Source organism: Vulcanisaeta distributa DSM 14429 (assembly GCF_000148385.1).
Lineage (GTDB): Archaea > Thermoproteota > Thermoprotei > Thermoproteales > Thermocladiaceae > Vulcanisaeta > Vulcanisaeta distributa.
Window position 1 is genome coordinate 900,153 of record NC_014537.1, and the last position, 13,625, is coordinate 913,777.

16 protein-coding genes are annotated in these 13,625 nt (G+C 43.8%); 13 read left to right on the plus strand and 3 right to left on the minus strand.

Translation table 11 applies throughout. The annotated features are described in order from the left end of the window. Positions 1-35: 35 nt before the first annotated feature. Both agl3 and VDIS_RS04635 read left to right on the plus strand, forming a co-directional pair. Positions 36-1,199, plus strand: a complete 1,164-nt coding sequence (agl3, locus tag VDIS_RS04630; RefSeq protein ID WP_013336054.1) for a UDP-sulfoquinovose synthase — start codon at positions 36-38, stop codon at positions 1,197-1,199. Positions 1,200-1,252: 53 nt separating this feature from the next. Continuing rightward, positions 1,253-3,118 carry a threonine--tRNA ligase gene (locus tag VDIS_RS04635; RefSeq protein ID WP_013336055.1) on the plus strand — a complete coding sequence of 622 codons (1,866 nt, stop codon included), beginning with the start codon at positions 1,253-1,255 and terminating at the stop codon, positions 3,116-3,118. A 118-nt stretch (positions 3,119-3,236) separates the two neighbouring features. Here VDIS_RS04635 and VDIS_RS04640 read toward each other — a convergent pair whose 3' ends face one another. Beyond that, entirely contained in the window at positions 3,237-3,902 is a 666-nt protein-coding gene (locus VDIS_RS04640; protein WP_013336056.1) for a DUF981 family protein, read from the minus strand. Positions 3,903-4,118: 216 nt separating this feature from the next. Between VDIS_RS04640 and VDIS_RS04645 the strand changes: the two genes are divergently transcribed. Next, the gene (locus VDIS_RS04645; RefSeq protein WP_013336057.1) at positions 4,119-5,312 is read left to right on the plus strand and encodes an Nre family DNA repair protein; all 1,194 of its coding nucleotides are present in this window, start codon (positions 4,119-4,121) and stop codon (positions 5,310-5,312) included. Here the strand turns inward: VDIS_RS04645 and cyoE are convergent. Beyond that, positions 5,280-6,128, minus strand: a complete 849-nt coding sequence (gene cyoE, locus VDIS_RS04650; RefSeq protein WP_148678416.1) for a heme o synthase — start codon at positions 6,126-6,128, stop codon at positions 5,280-5,282. The two genes, VDIS_RS04645 and cyoE, sit on opposite strands and share 33 nt — an antisense overlap. A 157-nt stretch (positions 6,129-6,285) precedes the next feature. On the opposite strand from cyoE, the gene VDIS_RS04655 reads away from it, so the two are divergent. From VDIS_RS04655 to VDIS_RS04665, 3 genes are all read left to right on the plus strand, one after another. Next, entirely contained in the window at positions 6,286-7,890 is a 1,605-nt protein-coding gene (locus tag VDIS_RS04655) for an ATP-binding protein (protein ID WP_013336059.1), read from the plus strand. Between the two features lie 66 nt (positions 7,891-7,956). Further along, positions 7,957-8,922 carry a tRNA guanosine transglycosylase family protein gene (locus VDIS_RS04660; RefSeq protein ID WP_013336060.1) on the plus strand — a complete coding sequence of 322 codons (966 nt, stop codon included), beginning with the start codon at positions 7,957-7,959 and terminating at the stop codon, positions 8,920-8,922. 41 nt (positions 8,923-8,963) lie between these two features. After that, a complete protein-coding gene (locus VDIS_RS04665) occupies positions 8,964-9,311 on the plus strand; it encodes a hypothetical protein (protein WP_013336061.1) in 348 nt (115 codons plus the stop codon). Positions 9,312-9,479: 168 nt separating this feature from the next. Here the strand turns inward: VDIS_RS04665 and VDIS_RS04670 are convergent, their stop codons facing one another. Further along, positions 9,480-10,157: a DUF2848 family protein gene (locus tag VDIS_RS04670; RefSeq protein WP_013336062.1), complete on the minus strand. Its 678-nt coding sequence runs from the start codon at positions 10,155-10,157 to the stop codon at positions 9,480-9,482. A 105-nt stretch (positions 10,158-10,262) separates the two neighbouring features. Here VDIS_RS04670 and VDIS_RS04675 point away from each other — a divergent pair, with 105 nt between their 5' ends. The 7 genes from VDIS_RS04675 to VDIS_RS04705 all read left to right on the plus strand — a co-directional run bounded on the left by VDIS_RS04675 (position 10,263) and on the right by VDIS_RS04705 (position 13,616). Continuing rightward, a complete protein-coding gene (locus VDIS_RS04675; RefSeq protein ID WP_013336063.1) occupies positions 10,263-10,721 on the plus strand; it encodes a hypothetical protein in 459 nt (152 codons plus the stop codon). A gap of 58 nt (positions 10,722-10,779) precedes the next feature. Next, positions 10,780-11,058: a 50S ribosomal protein L37ae gene (locus VDIS_RS04680; RefSeq protein ID WP_013336064.1), complete on the plus strand. Its 279-nt coding sequence runs from the start codon at positions 10,780-10,782 to the stop codon at positions 11,056-11,058. Between the two features lie 11 nt (positions 11,059-11,069). After that, entirely contained in the window at positions 11,070-11,645 is a 576-nt protein-coding gene (locus tag VDIS_RS04685; RefSeq protein WP_013336065.1) for a Brix domain-containing protein, read from the plus strand. Then, positions 11,638-11,880, plus strand: coding sequence for a CTAG/PCC1 family protein (locus VDIS_RS04690; RefSeq protein WP_013336066.1), 243 nt, complete (start codon positions 11,638-11,640; stop codon positions 11,878-11,880). The genes VDIS_RS04685 and VDIS_RS04690 overlap by 8 nt, the downstream gene beginning before the upstream one ends. Positions 11,881-11,969: 89 nt before the next feature. Next, positions 11,970-12,347, plus strand: coding sequence for a prefoldin subunit beta (locus VDIS_RS04695; protein WP_013336067.1), 378 nt, complete (start codon positions 11,970-11,972; stop codon positions 12,345-12,347). A 5-nt stretch (positions 12,348-12,352) separates the two neighbouring features. Next, positions 12,353-12,697, plus strand: a complete 345-nt coding sequence (locus VDIS_RS04700) for a DUF3194 domain-containing protein (protein ID WP_013336068.1) — start codon at positions 12,353-12,355, stop codon at positions 12,695-12,697. Further along, positions 12,627-13,616 carry a DHH family phosphoesterase gene (locus VDIS_RS04705; protein WP_245522570.1) on the plus strand — a complete coding sequence of 330 codons (990 nt, stop codon included), beginning with the start codon at positions 12,627-12,629 and terminating at the stop codon, positions 13,614-13,616. Before VDIS_RS04700 ends, VDIS_RS04705 begins: the two co-directional genes overlap by 71 nt. Positions 13,617-13,625 lie beyond the last annotated feature (9 nt).

Consider the following 13,625-nt stretch of genomic DNA (forward strand, 5'->3'; position numbering starts at 1 on the left):
AATTTAAAGAGTTAAGTCCCGAGAATGATCGCATAATGAGGGTATTAATACTCGGTATCGATGGGTATTTAGGCTGGGCCTTGGCATTAAGGCTCATCAGGAGAGGTCATGAGGTTATCGGCATCGATAATTTCTACACTAGAAAGGCCGTAAATGAGGTTGGCTCCGACTCAGCATTACCCATACTCTCAATGCGGGATAGGATTAGGGCAGTTGAGGAGATCTTTGGTGCTAGGATTGAGTTTATCGAGGGCGATGTCACGAATTATGACCTAGTAAGGAGGGTTATTGAGAGGTATAGACCTGACACAATTGTTCACTTCGCTGAACAGAGGTCGGCTCCGTATTCAATGATTGATGTTGAGCATGCTAAGTACACGATAATCAATAACCTAACATCAACACTAAACGTGATATACGCCATTAGGGAGGTTAGGAGGGATATCCACATACTTAAGATGGGCACGCTGGGTGAGTACGGCTACCCAGCATTTAAGATACCGGAGGATGCCTTTATTGATGCCGTTATCCAGGGGGTTAGGGATAGGATTGTCGTGCCCAGGTGGGCTGGTTCCTGGTACCACTGGAGTAAGGTGTTTGATTCATACATGCTCCTATACGCGAATAAACTGTGGGGCTTGACAATAACTGATTTTCACCAGGGACCGGTTTATGGGACTAGGACCACGGACATAATCTCCGAGGAGTTATTCACTAGGTTTGATGTTGATGATGTGTGGGGCACTGTGATAAATAGGTTCTGTGCTGAGGCTGTGGTTAACCATCCATTGACTATATACGGAAGCGGCCTACAGAAGAAGGGGTTCACGTCGCTTGAGGATACAATAACGGCATTAGCAGCGTTGATAGAGAATCCGCCGGAGCCTGGTGAGTTTAGGACGGTACATCACTATAGGGAAATAAAGACTCTAAATGAGATGGCCGAGTTGGTTAGGAAGGCGGCCAAGCAGGTGCTTGGTTATGAACCAGAGATAGAGCATTTACCAAACCCAAGGGTTGAGCCGGAGGAGGACCTGCTCTATGAGCCTGAGAAGAAGGTGCTACCTAAGTTAGGTATTTACAGGCTTACTAGGGTTATGGAGGATGAGATCGTCACAATACTCAAGGACCTTAAGCCATACGCTGACAGGATTAGGAAGATTGAGGCCTTGTTTAAGCCTAGGGTGAGGTGGAGATGATCATTGCTTAATCACCTAAATAAATTAATATTAGTTATTTTTGCCGTAGATTGATGAGATTATTATTCATACATGCAGAGGATTTCTCATACCAGGTTAGGGATAAGGCTGTTGAAAACCCAGAACCACTAACGCCAGAGCTTGAGAAGGGCTCCGCAAGGAATGCGCTCGTGGTATTCATGAGCGTTGAGGAAAACGATACTGAGGACCCTAATTACGTGGATTACGTGGCCGACGAGATACTGGACGTACTTAATAAGGTTAAGGCATCACAAATAGTTCTCTACCCATACGCACACCTAAGTCCCAACCTAGCCAAGCCAGGTAAGGCATTGAGCGTATTGCTAGCGGTTTACAATAGGTTGAGGGAGAAGTCACCTGTCCCTGTGTCAAGGGCGCCCTTTGGTTATTACAAGGCATTTGACATTAAGTGCTATGGACATCCTCTATCGGAATTAAGTAAATCCCTTAGCCCAAACATGGTTAGTGCCCAGGCAGTGCAGCAGCAAGTGGTTAGTAGGGACTACTACGTAATATTAACGCCGAGTGGTGAGGAGTACGATGCAACGAAGTACCCATTTAAGCCAGGCGAGGATGACCTAAAGGCATTGGTTGAGAAGGAGGTCTTGAAGAGGGAGCTTGAGGGTGGCAAGGAACCTAGGTATATTGATTACTGCCGTAAATTTGGCTTTGAATGGGAGCCCATGAGTGACGTGGGCCACATGAGGTATGGACCGGCAGCCACACTGATGATGGAGCTCGTTGAGGATTATGCATGGAGGTTAGCCAATGAGCTTGGCATACCAGTGTTTAAGATCAGGGGTACTAACATGTTTAGGCGTGGTGAGAGGGCTATTGATGAGCATGCCAGGTTATTCAATGAGAGAATGTACACGATCGAGGGTGATAAGGACGAATTAATAATGAGATATGCCGCCTGCTTCCAGCAATTTGCAATGATTAGGGATTGGGTGCTGAGTTATAGGGACATACCAATTGGAATGCTTGAGGTGGCTGATAGTTATAGGTATGAGCAACCCGGCGAGACAGTGCTATGCTTTAGGCTCAGGAGGTTCTATATGCCAGACCTCCACATATTCACGAGAGACCTTAAGAACGCCATGGAGGTCGCCCTAAAACTACACGAGGTGATATTCAGGGAAATTAGGAAGTTGGGTAGGGATTACGTGAGTCTGTATAACGTCACTAAGCAGTTCTACGATGAGCACAGGGACTACTTAATCGAGTTGGCTAAGCGTGAGGGTAAGCCAATTCTCGTTAGGGTAATGCCGGAGCAGAAGTACTACTGGGTTCTTAATGTGGAGTTTCACATAGTTGATGAGTTGAGAAGGCCGAGGGAGATAGCCACGTTCCAGTTCGATGTTGGTAATGCCCAGAGGTTCGGCATTAAGTATAGGGATGAGAATGGTGAGGTTAAGTACCCAGTAATTATACATACAGCAATAATAGGTAGCGTTGAGAGGTACATATACGCACTTCTCGACACAGCAGCAATTGCGGAGTCCAGAGGTGAGGTTCCGAGATTACCAACATGGGTCTCGCCAGTACAGGTTAGGGTGATACCAATTAGTAAGGAGCACCTGGCCTTCGCGAATGACATTGCCTCGAAACTCGAGGATAGGATGATTAGGGTTGACATTGATGATAGGTTTGACGAGACGTTGGCTAAAAGGGTTAGGGACGCGGAGACCTTCTGGGTTCCCTACATCGTGGTGGTTGGTGATAGGGAGGTTAAGACCGGCAAGTTAAGCGTTAGGGTCAGGGGTACTCAAAAGCCCATTGATATGGGCGTTGATGAGCTTATTAGTAGGGTTGAGGAGGAGATTAAGGGTTACCCGAGGAGGCCGTTCACAATGCCCAAGTACCTAAGCATGAGACCTGCAAGCATAATAACTTAATACTCAGTACTCTTCCCAATCATCACTCATCAGGCAGCAGCCCTGTTCTTCACCGATTTTAATTATGAGAAAAGGGAAAAATTAAAATTTAATTTTGAAATAGAATTGCTATTAATCATTAGCCTGATACGCCGTACCAAGGAGCCCACTTAGACCAAATTAATGTGTGTTCAAATGTGGCACTTATGCCTATGAAGAATGCCAAGATGCCAGATAGTATTAACAGGATCATGACGATGACGCCCACGTACCTACCAACATTACCCCTTGGCAGCATGGCGCCTGGGCTAATGAGCATGGCAAGCCCAAGCAATATGTACATGGCACTCGCAAATAAGGGCTCTGCGGTTAACCCATGCACCAAAATATCAACACCATAAACAATAACTGGTATGCTAAACAACACTATGGGTAATGCCAGGTACCTCAGGTCCGCGCCTATGTACATGGCTAAGCCAAGCATTAATGATACTAGGCCAAATATCGGCCATGCATCTGAAAAGATTATATTATATGGGCCTGGGAGTGGCCAAGTCATTGTAGCCCAAAGACCAGTGATCAGTGCGTAAATACCAACACTAATGAAGAATAGGCTTAAGCACCTATTCACATTAAAGCAAACAGTAACTTCCTGCGTCCTCTCCACAGTTTCAGCCCTAGCCCCATCAGTAGCTATCCTAGGTTTTCTAACAAAGTTCATGAAGACTCCATATGCAGCAGTTATTAGTGTTATTCCAAGTGTCATTAGCCAGATGTCCAGCGTATCCATAAAGAGACCGGCCATTACCTATCACCAAGTGCACTCATTTGTTTATAATTTATAAACTAGTGAATAAATGCATTTAATGCACTTATTTTATGATTAAAAAATTCATCATTTTATATTGTATTAAATAGTATATAAATAAATGTTTATGAACATAAAACTATTCATATATATTCTTATTTATTCCTAACTTATGAAAAATTGATTTAAAATCCCAGGACCAAGTTACTCATAGTGGTTAGGTTTAGTGAATTACTACCTGAATTCTGGAGGGAGTTTAGGTTTTGGCGTAATGTGAGTAATGAACTTAATGGTTCATCACCGCCTGGGAACTTCATTGGTTCTATGAATTATCCCTACATTAATGTTGGTGCATTAATTAATGATGGTAGTATTGATGCGTCGATACTTGATAACCCAGAGGAGTGGTTTAGGCGTGGCTTTACCCAGTGGGATATTGTCAAGCTGAGGTCTAGAATAATACTTAGTAGGACGAAGACCTCGGTTAAGTCATTTAGTAATTCTATAATTGATAGGATTCAGGAGTTGAGTATTGGGCGTAATCCGGTTAATGTTGAGGTTAGGTTGAGGAAGTTGGTGCTTAGGGCGTTGGCTGATGATTACCACGCACCACTTGGTAATATTGGTGAGTTGAGGGATTTGAGAATAACATCTAATGTCAGTGCTGAGGGCATAATTGAGAGGTTAGTGAATGATTATGATGTGGATGCCAGGACGGCGGTGATTGAGTTATACCGTGGCTCAATACCTATATCCCGCATACAACGCATCTTCGCGGTTGGGTTGTTGGGTGATAGGAGGTTTAGGAGGTTAGTTCCAACCAGGTGGTCCATAACGGCGGTCGACTCAATAATTGGTGAATATCTTAGGGACAGGGTTGTCGATTATAATGAGGTTGGGCAAGTCGAGGTTCATGAAATGGAGTACATGGGGAATAGGTACTTCGTAATACTCATACCTGGTCCGTGGAGGTATGAGCTTATTGAGCTGAAGATGCCAGGGTCAGTGTGGAATAGGGATAGTCATTCGCCTAGGGTGTACGTAGATTATGAGGGGGTTAGAGGCATGAAGGGGTATGCGGAGAGTACGGGTGGTGCGTTCTATGCAATTAGGCTTGGCGTACTGGAGTACCTTAATAGGATTGGTAGGCAAGCATCCGTGATAGCGGTTAGGGAAGTAACCCCAGAGTATAGGGTCCCGGTCGGTATTTGGCAGGCCCGTGAGGCTGTTAGGAATGGCATGGGGATTAATACGAAGAGGTTCTCGGATATCAACGAAGCGATTAATTACGTGAATTCCTCATTATCAACAGGGGATTTATGGCTTGTCCATAGCCACCTCATTAGGGAGTTCAGGAGTGACCTGACTAGGTTCCTACTTAATGATCGAGAGAACCATACCTATTAGCAGAAATACCGTCAGTACCGGCGAGCTTGCCTTAAACATCTGCCAGAAAACCTCCCTGCTAGGCTTAATCATGGCCTTAACACTGTAATAACTGCTCCAGGCCGCTGTAATGAGTAGTATTATCAACCCAATGAGGTTCCTGAGGAATAGTATGTAGAGGAATAGCATGTATATGTTTGAGATTACGTTAAGTAATGCAACCATGATCATGGCCCTATCCTCGCTCATCTCCAGGGGTAGCATCTTGATGCAGGTCCTCGAGTAATCATCCTTAGCCCTAATAACTAAGCTCCAAATGTGTGCGGGTATCCACAAGTATATGGCCATAGATAATAAAATAGCCTCAAGATCTAGTGGTTTCGCCACAGTCCACCCAGTCAGTAACGCTGCATTACCAGCCACACCACCAATTAGTATGTTGCTCCAGCTCCTACATTTTAGGAAAACCGTATAGACTATTGCGTATAAAAACCAGCCGAGCACCACGAAGATCGTGGGTATAGTGCCAAGCCATAGGTATGATAGGGCAAAGCCAAGGATTGATAAAACCAGGGACTCGATCAACGCATTACCTGGACTCACCCGACCAGCTGGTATCGGCCTATTCCTAGTCCTAATCATCTGTGCATCAATATCTCTCTCGTAGTACATATTAAATGCTGCGGAACCGCCAGTACTTAGAAGCCCAACGAGTGTTAGCTCAACTACGTAAGCTATGTTGACCCTCGGTGACGCGGCAAATACGTAACCAGCCACTGCGGCGAGTACGAGTAGCCAAATGACTCTCGGCTTCATTAATAGTACGTAGTCCTTAATTGCCACATTTGACATTGATTAATTATTGCATTAAAAACTTTATTTCAAAATCCACGTTAAGTAATTAGTGAATCCCTGTTCAATTAATTTAACATGAGTTATGCAACCCCTTATTTTATTTAATAACAATAAAGCCTAGGCAATACCCATTAATGATGTGAAGGTTGGTGTTGTGATTAAGGCGCAGAGCCCCAGGGCATTCTGGTTTAGGGTATTTGATAATGTTGAGGATAGGATAAACGTTGGTACATTCGTAACCCTGGACAATTATGAAAGTAGGGTCAATGGCCCAATACTTGCAAGGGTGACTAGGGTTATTAGGCATAATTACCTGGTGGATGATAGGGTCATCGCCCAGCTGGGAAGTGAGGACGTTATAAACACCTTCAGGGACTATGGGATAGACATTCAATATATTGCCCAATCAACGCTGGCCAGGGCATCAATCATCGGTTACAGAGTCGGTACACGATTCTCTAAACCGCTTAAGCCTCCAAAGCCCATGGACTTCGTATACCTACCAACAGAGGGTGAATTGAGTAAGTTACTTAGGCTCGATAATGGTGGTGTTAGGCTTGTCATTGGTAGTGTTAGGTCACTATCAATACCTGCTGAGCTAGACGCCAATAAGTTAGTGTCTCATCACTGTGCAATACTGGCTGCCACAGGTGGTGGTAAGTCCTGGCTCGCCGGTGTTATTGTTGAAGAATTAGTATTGAGGGCAGAAATACCGATAATAATCATTGATCCCCACGGCGAATACTCAGCAATGCAGGTTCCTAAATCCTCAGTTGATGATGCTAAGTATGTGGCTAGTCTAGTTAAGGTATACGTACCCGGCAAGGTCGATACCACGAGCTTAGATGATTACTTCAAGGCTCGGTTCAGTGTTAAGAGGAAGTATGTGAGGTTTGGCATCAACCCAAGGTCATTATCACTGAGACTCATGGAGGGACTACTCGACCATTATTACGGACTTACTGACGCCCAGAGGAGGATTCTTGAGGAGGCCTGGCAATACATGGGTATGGATAACGAATTAACGGGCCTAGACGAGTTCCTCAATGACCTGGAGAAGAGCGGTGGTAGGGTTGTTAAGGGCTATGGTAACGAGCTAGCCCTATCCACGTTATTGACTAAGGTTAAGATGCTCATTGAGAACAGGCCGTTTTTCATAACAAGGCCTGGTGAGTTTTACGGTAATGAACCGATAAGGCTCCTGGACATTAAGGATCTAATGGAGTATGGAATCCACGTACTGGATCTTAGCGGCTTAGACTTAGTAGATCAACAGGCACTTGTTGCACTGATACTAAATAATATATTCAGGATATCCTCAATGAGGAGGGATAGGCTGGTCTTCATAGTTGTTGAGGAGGCTCATAATTATGCGCCATCGGTTGGTTCATCATTAAGTACGTCAGCACTAATAAAGATTGCCAGGGAAGGCCGTAAATTCGGTGTTGGGCTATGCATAATTAGCCAAAGACCGTCCAAGGTGCACCCAGACGTTTTGAGTCAATGCTTAACCCAGGTCTTTAAGAGGATAATAAACCCGGTCGATCTTAGGTATGTGAGGAATGTGGTTGAGTTCATATCTGATGAGGATTTATGGGAGGTGAGGGTTCTTAATGAGGATGATGCCTTAGTGACAGGGTTGGCTGTTCCAATGCCATTACCTGTTAAGGTTAGGGATAGATTGACGGAGCATGGGGGTGTGACGCCAGCGCTTATACCGAGGGGTAATATCACTAGGGTGTAATTTAAGTATAATTTGAGTATAATAGGGTCAGGTAAAACTTTTATTGTACTCTCGTGAACGATTACTGTGCGTATAATCCTTGGTACGCCGGTGAACTCGAGGCCTAAGCCTTGGCTTTACTTCCGCGTACCAGCCATAATGGTTAATGCCTTTGACATTATGAGGAGCAGAATTAGTAAGGGAGGTCATGTTATAAAGAATGTGCTTCAGTACGATGGTGAGGTTTGGATGGATAGTGGTGGTTTTCAATTTCTAAGGTATGGCAAAATACCTGACATTGAGGATTTAGCCAGGGTTTATGATCAGTATTGGGATATCAGGTACTTCCTGAACCTTGACTACCCACCAAGCCCCACTGACGATGAGCATAATTTAGAACTGAAATTAAGGGGATCACTCCATAATTACGAGTACTTGGCTAAGAAATTTGATAATGTCTTACCAGTAATTCATTACCACTGGAGAACTAACATTATTACTAAGTACGTGATTAAGTACCTGGATTTTAACCCAGACTGCATCGCAATAGGTGGCTTAGTGCCTTACGTATTAATAAGTAGAGGTGTACCTAAGGATTCACGAAGATCGGCACTGAGGTTCTTACTAAATATCAAGCGAGAAACTAACACGTGCATTCACGTACTTGGTCTTGGATCCCCAGTAATAAATCCAATACTCAAGCTCATAAACATTGATAGCACAGACACAAGTACCTGGAGGGTTAAGGCAGCCTATGGAAAGGTTGTCATGCCAGGCGGTGGTGAAAGGCACGTCAGTGGTAGGGCCATAAACTTCGGAGGTAAGGAGGCCACGAGCGACGATTTAATGAGGTTGTACGCGTTCCTTAAGGCTACGGGCTTTCCCATGATTGATCAGTTTAATGAGATTGTAACGAGCTTTGAATATAGGGCTTTGGTCAACGCGTGGGTTGTTCTCAATAGCTTTAAAGTGGCGAGTGGTGGCGTGTTTAAAGCCATATATGATGAATTGGCAAGGGAGGTTACGGAACAGATTATTGAGGGTACACGTTAGGGATTACATTTATTAATGCTTATCGTCCCTATGGAATTACCGTGAGAAAGGTTCAGAAGAATTGTTTAACGCTGGTTGTGGATGTGTGCAATGATACGTTAGATAGGTTTAAGGGGGTCATGAATGCGGCTATTAGGAGGGTCGGCTTTGGTGGTGCCCTGAGGGTTCTCGTTTATAAGTGCAGGGAGCTCGACTTCAATAAATATATTAGAGAATTAAATTCAGTGATAGCCAATAATTTCTCCGTATCAATATTCGTATATGAATTCGATGATTTAAATGCCATAGTTAATGAGTTAAATAAGAACATGCTTCATGGCTGTGATAGTTATGGCGTATTATCAACCATAGATTTACCGGCAAGTATTAATTATGAGAAATTGAAATAGATGGCTTGACTATATACGGTATACGTTGAATAGCCCTAAGCTATTGATATCACTCTATATTCTAATAAATTACTATGGGTACCCTAGTTTCATGTCGTATTCTTTCGGTCTCAGCTTAGCCCAGTACATCATGGTTCAGACCTTGCAAGCATCATCACTTAGTAATTATCATTCAATCCAGTAATAATGGTCAATGGACCTATTAAGTACTGGGTCGTATAACTCGATCTCGAAATAACCACTGGGCTTTATTTGACCTTTTATTGTCGGTATTGTGCCCGAAAAGACAACGACATTCTTTAAATCAGGCACCACCTCGCGTATTAAATCAACGAGTTTTTCCGGCGTTAGTAGGAACTTCATGGTACCCTCCTGATAAAGGGTCTTCTTATCATCCTCAAGAATCCAACTCCTCAGTACTAGGTCATCCCAATGATCCTCAATCTCCTTAAGTGGCCAAGCTCTTCTGGCGACGATCTTCGGGTACATGTGCTTACCGGCAAGTAAACTGCACCTCTCGGCTTCCCTGTCTGTGTGGTCGCTGCCGACGGTTACGTAGATCTCATCCTCATTCTTAATTAGTAATACGTACTCAACCTCACCGCTGTGTAGGTCACTTACCTTCCTAATGTAGTTACTTGTGGTTACTAGGTATGGCTGTAGTATGTATATTTCGGGTATGTTCTTAGGACCACTAATGCCTATCCTGCTCAGTTCCTCAACCTCCTTCTTAATGATGTCGGTAGTCCTCCCAGACCAGACAAAGATCACTAAGTCGCTAACAGCGATTTCTATATCTCTCTCGTTACCGTTCTTGAACTCTATGGTTACATTAAGTCTATGCATAGACGAACTCTGGTTTATAAAGCAATTACCTTATTAAATTTTTAGTTCCATATTCTGTCCGAGTGAACGGAAATACTAATAAAAACCTGAAGTATTACTGACAGGATGATCTCTGAAATAGTCAGGGTGGGCCTTGTTTCGGAGATTAGGCTCTCAATACCAAATGCTGATGATGCCCTTGACTACCTAAGGCTAATGCTAAATAACTTAATAGGATTAATGGCTTCAATACCCCCAGCCTTAGCCCAAAGCGTTAAGCCTGAGATACCAATATTCGTAAAGTCCGCGGATGGCGAGGCTGAAATATCAATACATTACTCACCCCTTATGCCGTTAATAAGGATTAGGACGTCTAAGGACTTGATAAATAAGGTAAGTGGTGTAAACTTCATAGGTGTTGTGCTGGACTCAGGGGGAACTATATTGAAGATGTATAAGGGTAAGGATGAGATGAGTAGGGATAGGGAGAAGATACTCCTCGTCTTTAGGGTGTTTATGAACTCCGACGTTGAGCTACAGCCATTACCAAGTGTGCCCAGGGGGCAGGGCGGCGTCATTATTTAATGATTTACAAATACCGTTAGTAGAAATGCTTTTATTTGGTTAAATGCTATGGTCCTTGATGCCATTTAGCCATACAAAGATTGTAGGGCCCACAGGTAGGTATGGCGCTAGGTATGGCATGGGCGTTAGGAGGAAGGTTTTACAGATCGAGGTTAAGCAGAGAAGTAAGCATAGGTGCCCAAGGTGTAAGTCATTGGTTAAAATGGAGAGGATAGCCTTTGGAATTTGGAGGTGCCCCAAGTGCGGTTACACCTTCGCCGGTGGTGCCTGGGTTCCGCAGACAATAATGGGTAAAACACTAGCAACGGAGGCTGCGGCAAAGCAAGGCACAAAGTGAGTAGTGCCATAATGGGCTTGATAGTACTGACTTCGTCAAGAGACGCAAGTATTAGAATGAGGCAGTTCCTCAATGAGTTGGAGTTGGTAATACCCAATGCCGTTAAGGTTAATAGGGGTAAGTCATCAATCATTGAGATTGCGGGTAAGGCCCTTAGCCTTGGGGCCGACAGGATACTTTACATTGGTTCCAGGGGTGGAAATCCAGGCTTCATACGCTTCCTAAGGGTTAAGGAGGGGGTTATTGAGGTGATGCCATACTTAATAAGGATATTTGGCGTTAAATTACTAATTGACATGCCTATTAATGTTAAGGGTAGGCAGAAGGCACGTAGTGGTGTTGTGGTATCCTTAGGTGAGTATGTGGAGGTTACGGATTTATTGAGTGAACAGCTTGGATTACCAAGTATGAGGGTTTATGATTTTGAGAGTGTTAGGGGTATGTATGACGTTATTTTCCTAATTCATAGGGTTGAAAATGCCTATGAGGTGCAGATACTGAATGGTAGGGATTTGGGTCCTTATGGTCCATTTATGAAGATTAGTGATGTTATTTACGTTAAGCCTAGGGTGATTCGAATTGGGTGACTGCGAATTTAAGGCTGTGTTTTCCCTGGAGGGTGTTGATAGGGAATTGATAGTTAAATCATTCAAGACTCTTGAGAAGGAGATGCGGTTTGGGAGGGGGTTTGTGAGCGTTGATGTGAGTGATAATGGTGTAGTGATAACTGTTTGTGCCAAGGACTTAACAAGTCTGAGAAGCCTGGTTAGTGGCGTTATGAAGTCGCTGTACCTAATATTTAAGGTTGAGGAGCTTAGATAATACCATATTTCCTCCATGTATATGCGTGATACTGCCTATAACCAACATGCGGATTAATATTTATTAAGGCTTAGTTCAATGGCGCTTTAATGAGTTCATTACCACCATCATTACAGTCAGACCTGGAGAAACTCCAGGCACTGCAGGATCAGTTAAATAGTGTTAGGGTTAGGAAGCAGCAGTTCGAGAGTGAGCTTAAGGAAGTTGAGAGAGCTATTTCAGAGATTGAGAAGATACCTGCTGAAAGTAAGGTCTATAAGATCGTTGGTTCCTTCCTAGTCCTGGTAACTAAGGACCAAGCGCTTCAGGAACTTAAGGATAGGAAGGAGCTACTTGAACTTCACATAAAGACTTTATCAAGGCAGGAGAGTATGTTGATGAAGCAGATCGAGGACTTGAGAACACAGATAAATGAGGCATTGGCTAAGTTGCAGGGTGCTGGCGGAGTCGCTAAGGGTGGTGGTTAAGAGTAATGAGTAGCAGTAATGAGGTGCTTAATGAGATAGTTAATGTGGTTGCTGAGGAGGTTTACAAATACCTAATGCGTAAACTCCCTGAGAAGCTTCTTGAGGATATAGTTATTAATGTGGGATTTACGGACATGAATAATTATACCCTCGAGATTAGCATTGATGTAATGACGAATCCATTATTAAAGGGTCTTGATGATATAATTAATGATGCTGTTGAGTTTGGGTTTAAAATAGCGGATTACTTAATGGATAAGTTCAGGAGGGGTGAATTGGTTGGCTTATCAACTGGAGAAATTGAAAGAATTGCTGAGGAATACACAAAGAGTCTGCGTAATGACACATAGGCATGCAGACCTAGACGCATACGCATGTGGTGTGGCCACTAAGGAATTGATTAATAAGCTTGGTCTCAATGCCGCCCTGGTAATCCCTGAGGGCCCTTCCTACGAGGTTAAAACGTTCATTACCAGACTTGGCATAAATTACCAGGGCCTAAATAATTGCGATGAAGCGGACTTAATATTCCTGGTCGATGTTAGTACGTATGCTCAGTTGAATGAGTTTAGAAACATAATTGGTGATAGGCCTGTGGTGGTTGTGGATCATCATGAGGTGCGTAATGTGGTTCCTACGGTATCCCTCGTGGACCCGAACGCCACAAGCTGTTCCGAGATTATAGCCCGGGTATTTAGGGAATTTGAAATTGAACCTAGTACCGAGATCGCAACCCTCCTCATTGGTGGTGTACTGAGTGATAGTGGTAGGTTGAGTAGGGCTAGGCCTGAGACCTTTGAGGTGCTGGCGTGGCTGCTTAGGCTGGCTGGTAGGGATTATAGGGAGATAGTTAATGCGATGATTGAGGAGGTAACGTTTTCCGAGAGGATGGCTAAGGTTAAGGGCTTGCTTCGAATGAGGGCTTATAGGGCTGGTGATTATATAATCTGCCTAAGTAATGTAAATGCTTATGAATCATCACTCGCTGATACGCTGATTAAGTCGGGTTGTGACGTTGCATTGGTGGTTTCAGAGCATGATGGGGAAATGAGATTATTTGGCAGGGGTAGTAGGAGGATTGCTGAGAAGTTATCGCTTGCCGAGGTCTTTAATGATTTAGCTAAGTACTTTAATGGTGAGGGTGGCGGTCACGCAATGGCGGCTGCCCTGAGTATTAAGGCGAGGATCGACCCAACAACAGTATTAATAAAGGCTTTAAGTAGTGTTGAGCAAAGACTTGGTATTAAGGCATTAAGAATAACCGATTAAGCGATGATT

Coding starts and splice junctions, on each gene's coding strand:
- agl3 (WP_013336054.1), top strand. CDS start 36: ATGAGGGTATTAATACTCGGTATCGATGGGTATTTAGGCTGGGCCTTG.
- VDIS_RS04635 (WP_013336055.1), top strand. CDS start 1,253: ATGAGATTATTATTCATACATGCAGAGGATTTCTCATACCAGGTTAGG.
- VDIS_RS04640 (WP_013336056.1), bottom strand. CDS start 3,902: ATGGCCGGTCTCTTTATGGATACGCTGGACATCTGGCTAATGACACTT.
- VDIS_RS04670 (WP_013336062.1), bottom strand. CDS start 10,157: ATGCATAGACTTAATGTAACCATAGAGTTCAAGAACGGTAACGAGAGA.
- VDIS_RS04675 (WP_013336063.1), top strand. CDS start 10,263: ATGATCTCTGAAATAGTCAGGGTGGGCCTTGTTTCGGAGATTAGGCTC.
- VDIS_RS04680 (WP_013336064.1), top strand. CDS start 10,780: ATGCCATTTAGCCATACAAAGATTGTAGGGCCCACAGGTAGGTATGGC.
- VDIS_RS04685 (WP_013336065.1), top strand. CDS start 11,070: ATGGGCTTGATAGTACTGACTTCGTCAAGAGACGCAAGTATTAGAATG.
- VDIS_RS04695 (WP_013336067.1), top strand. CDS start 11,970: ATGAGTTCATTACCACCATCATTACAGTCAGACCTGGAGAAACTCCAG.
- VDIS_RS04700 (WP_013336068.1), top strand. CDS start 12,353: ATGAGTAGCAGTAATGAGGTGCTTAATGAGATAGTTAATGTGGTTGCT.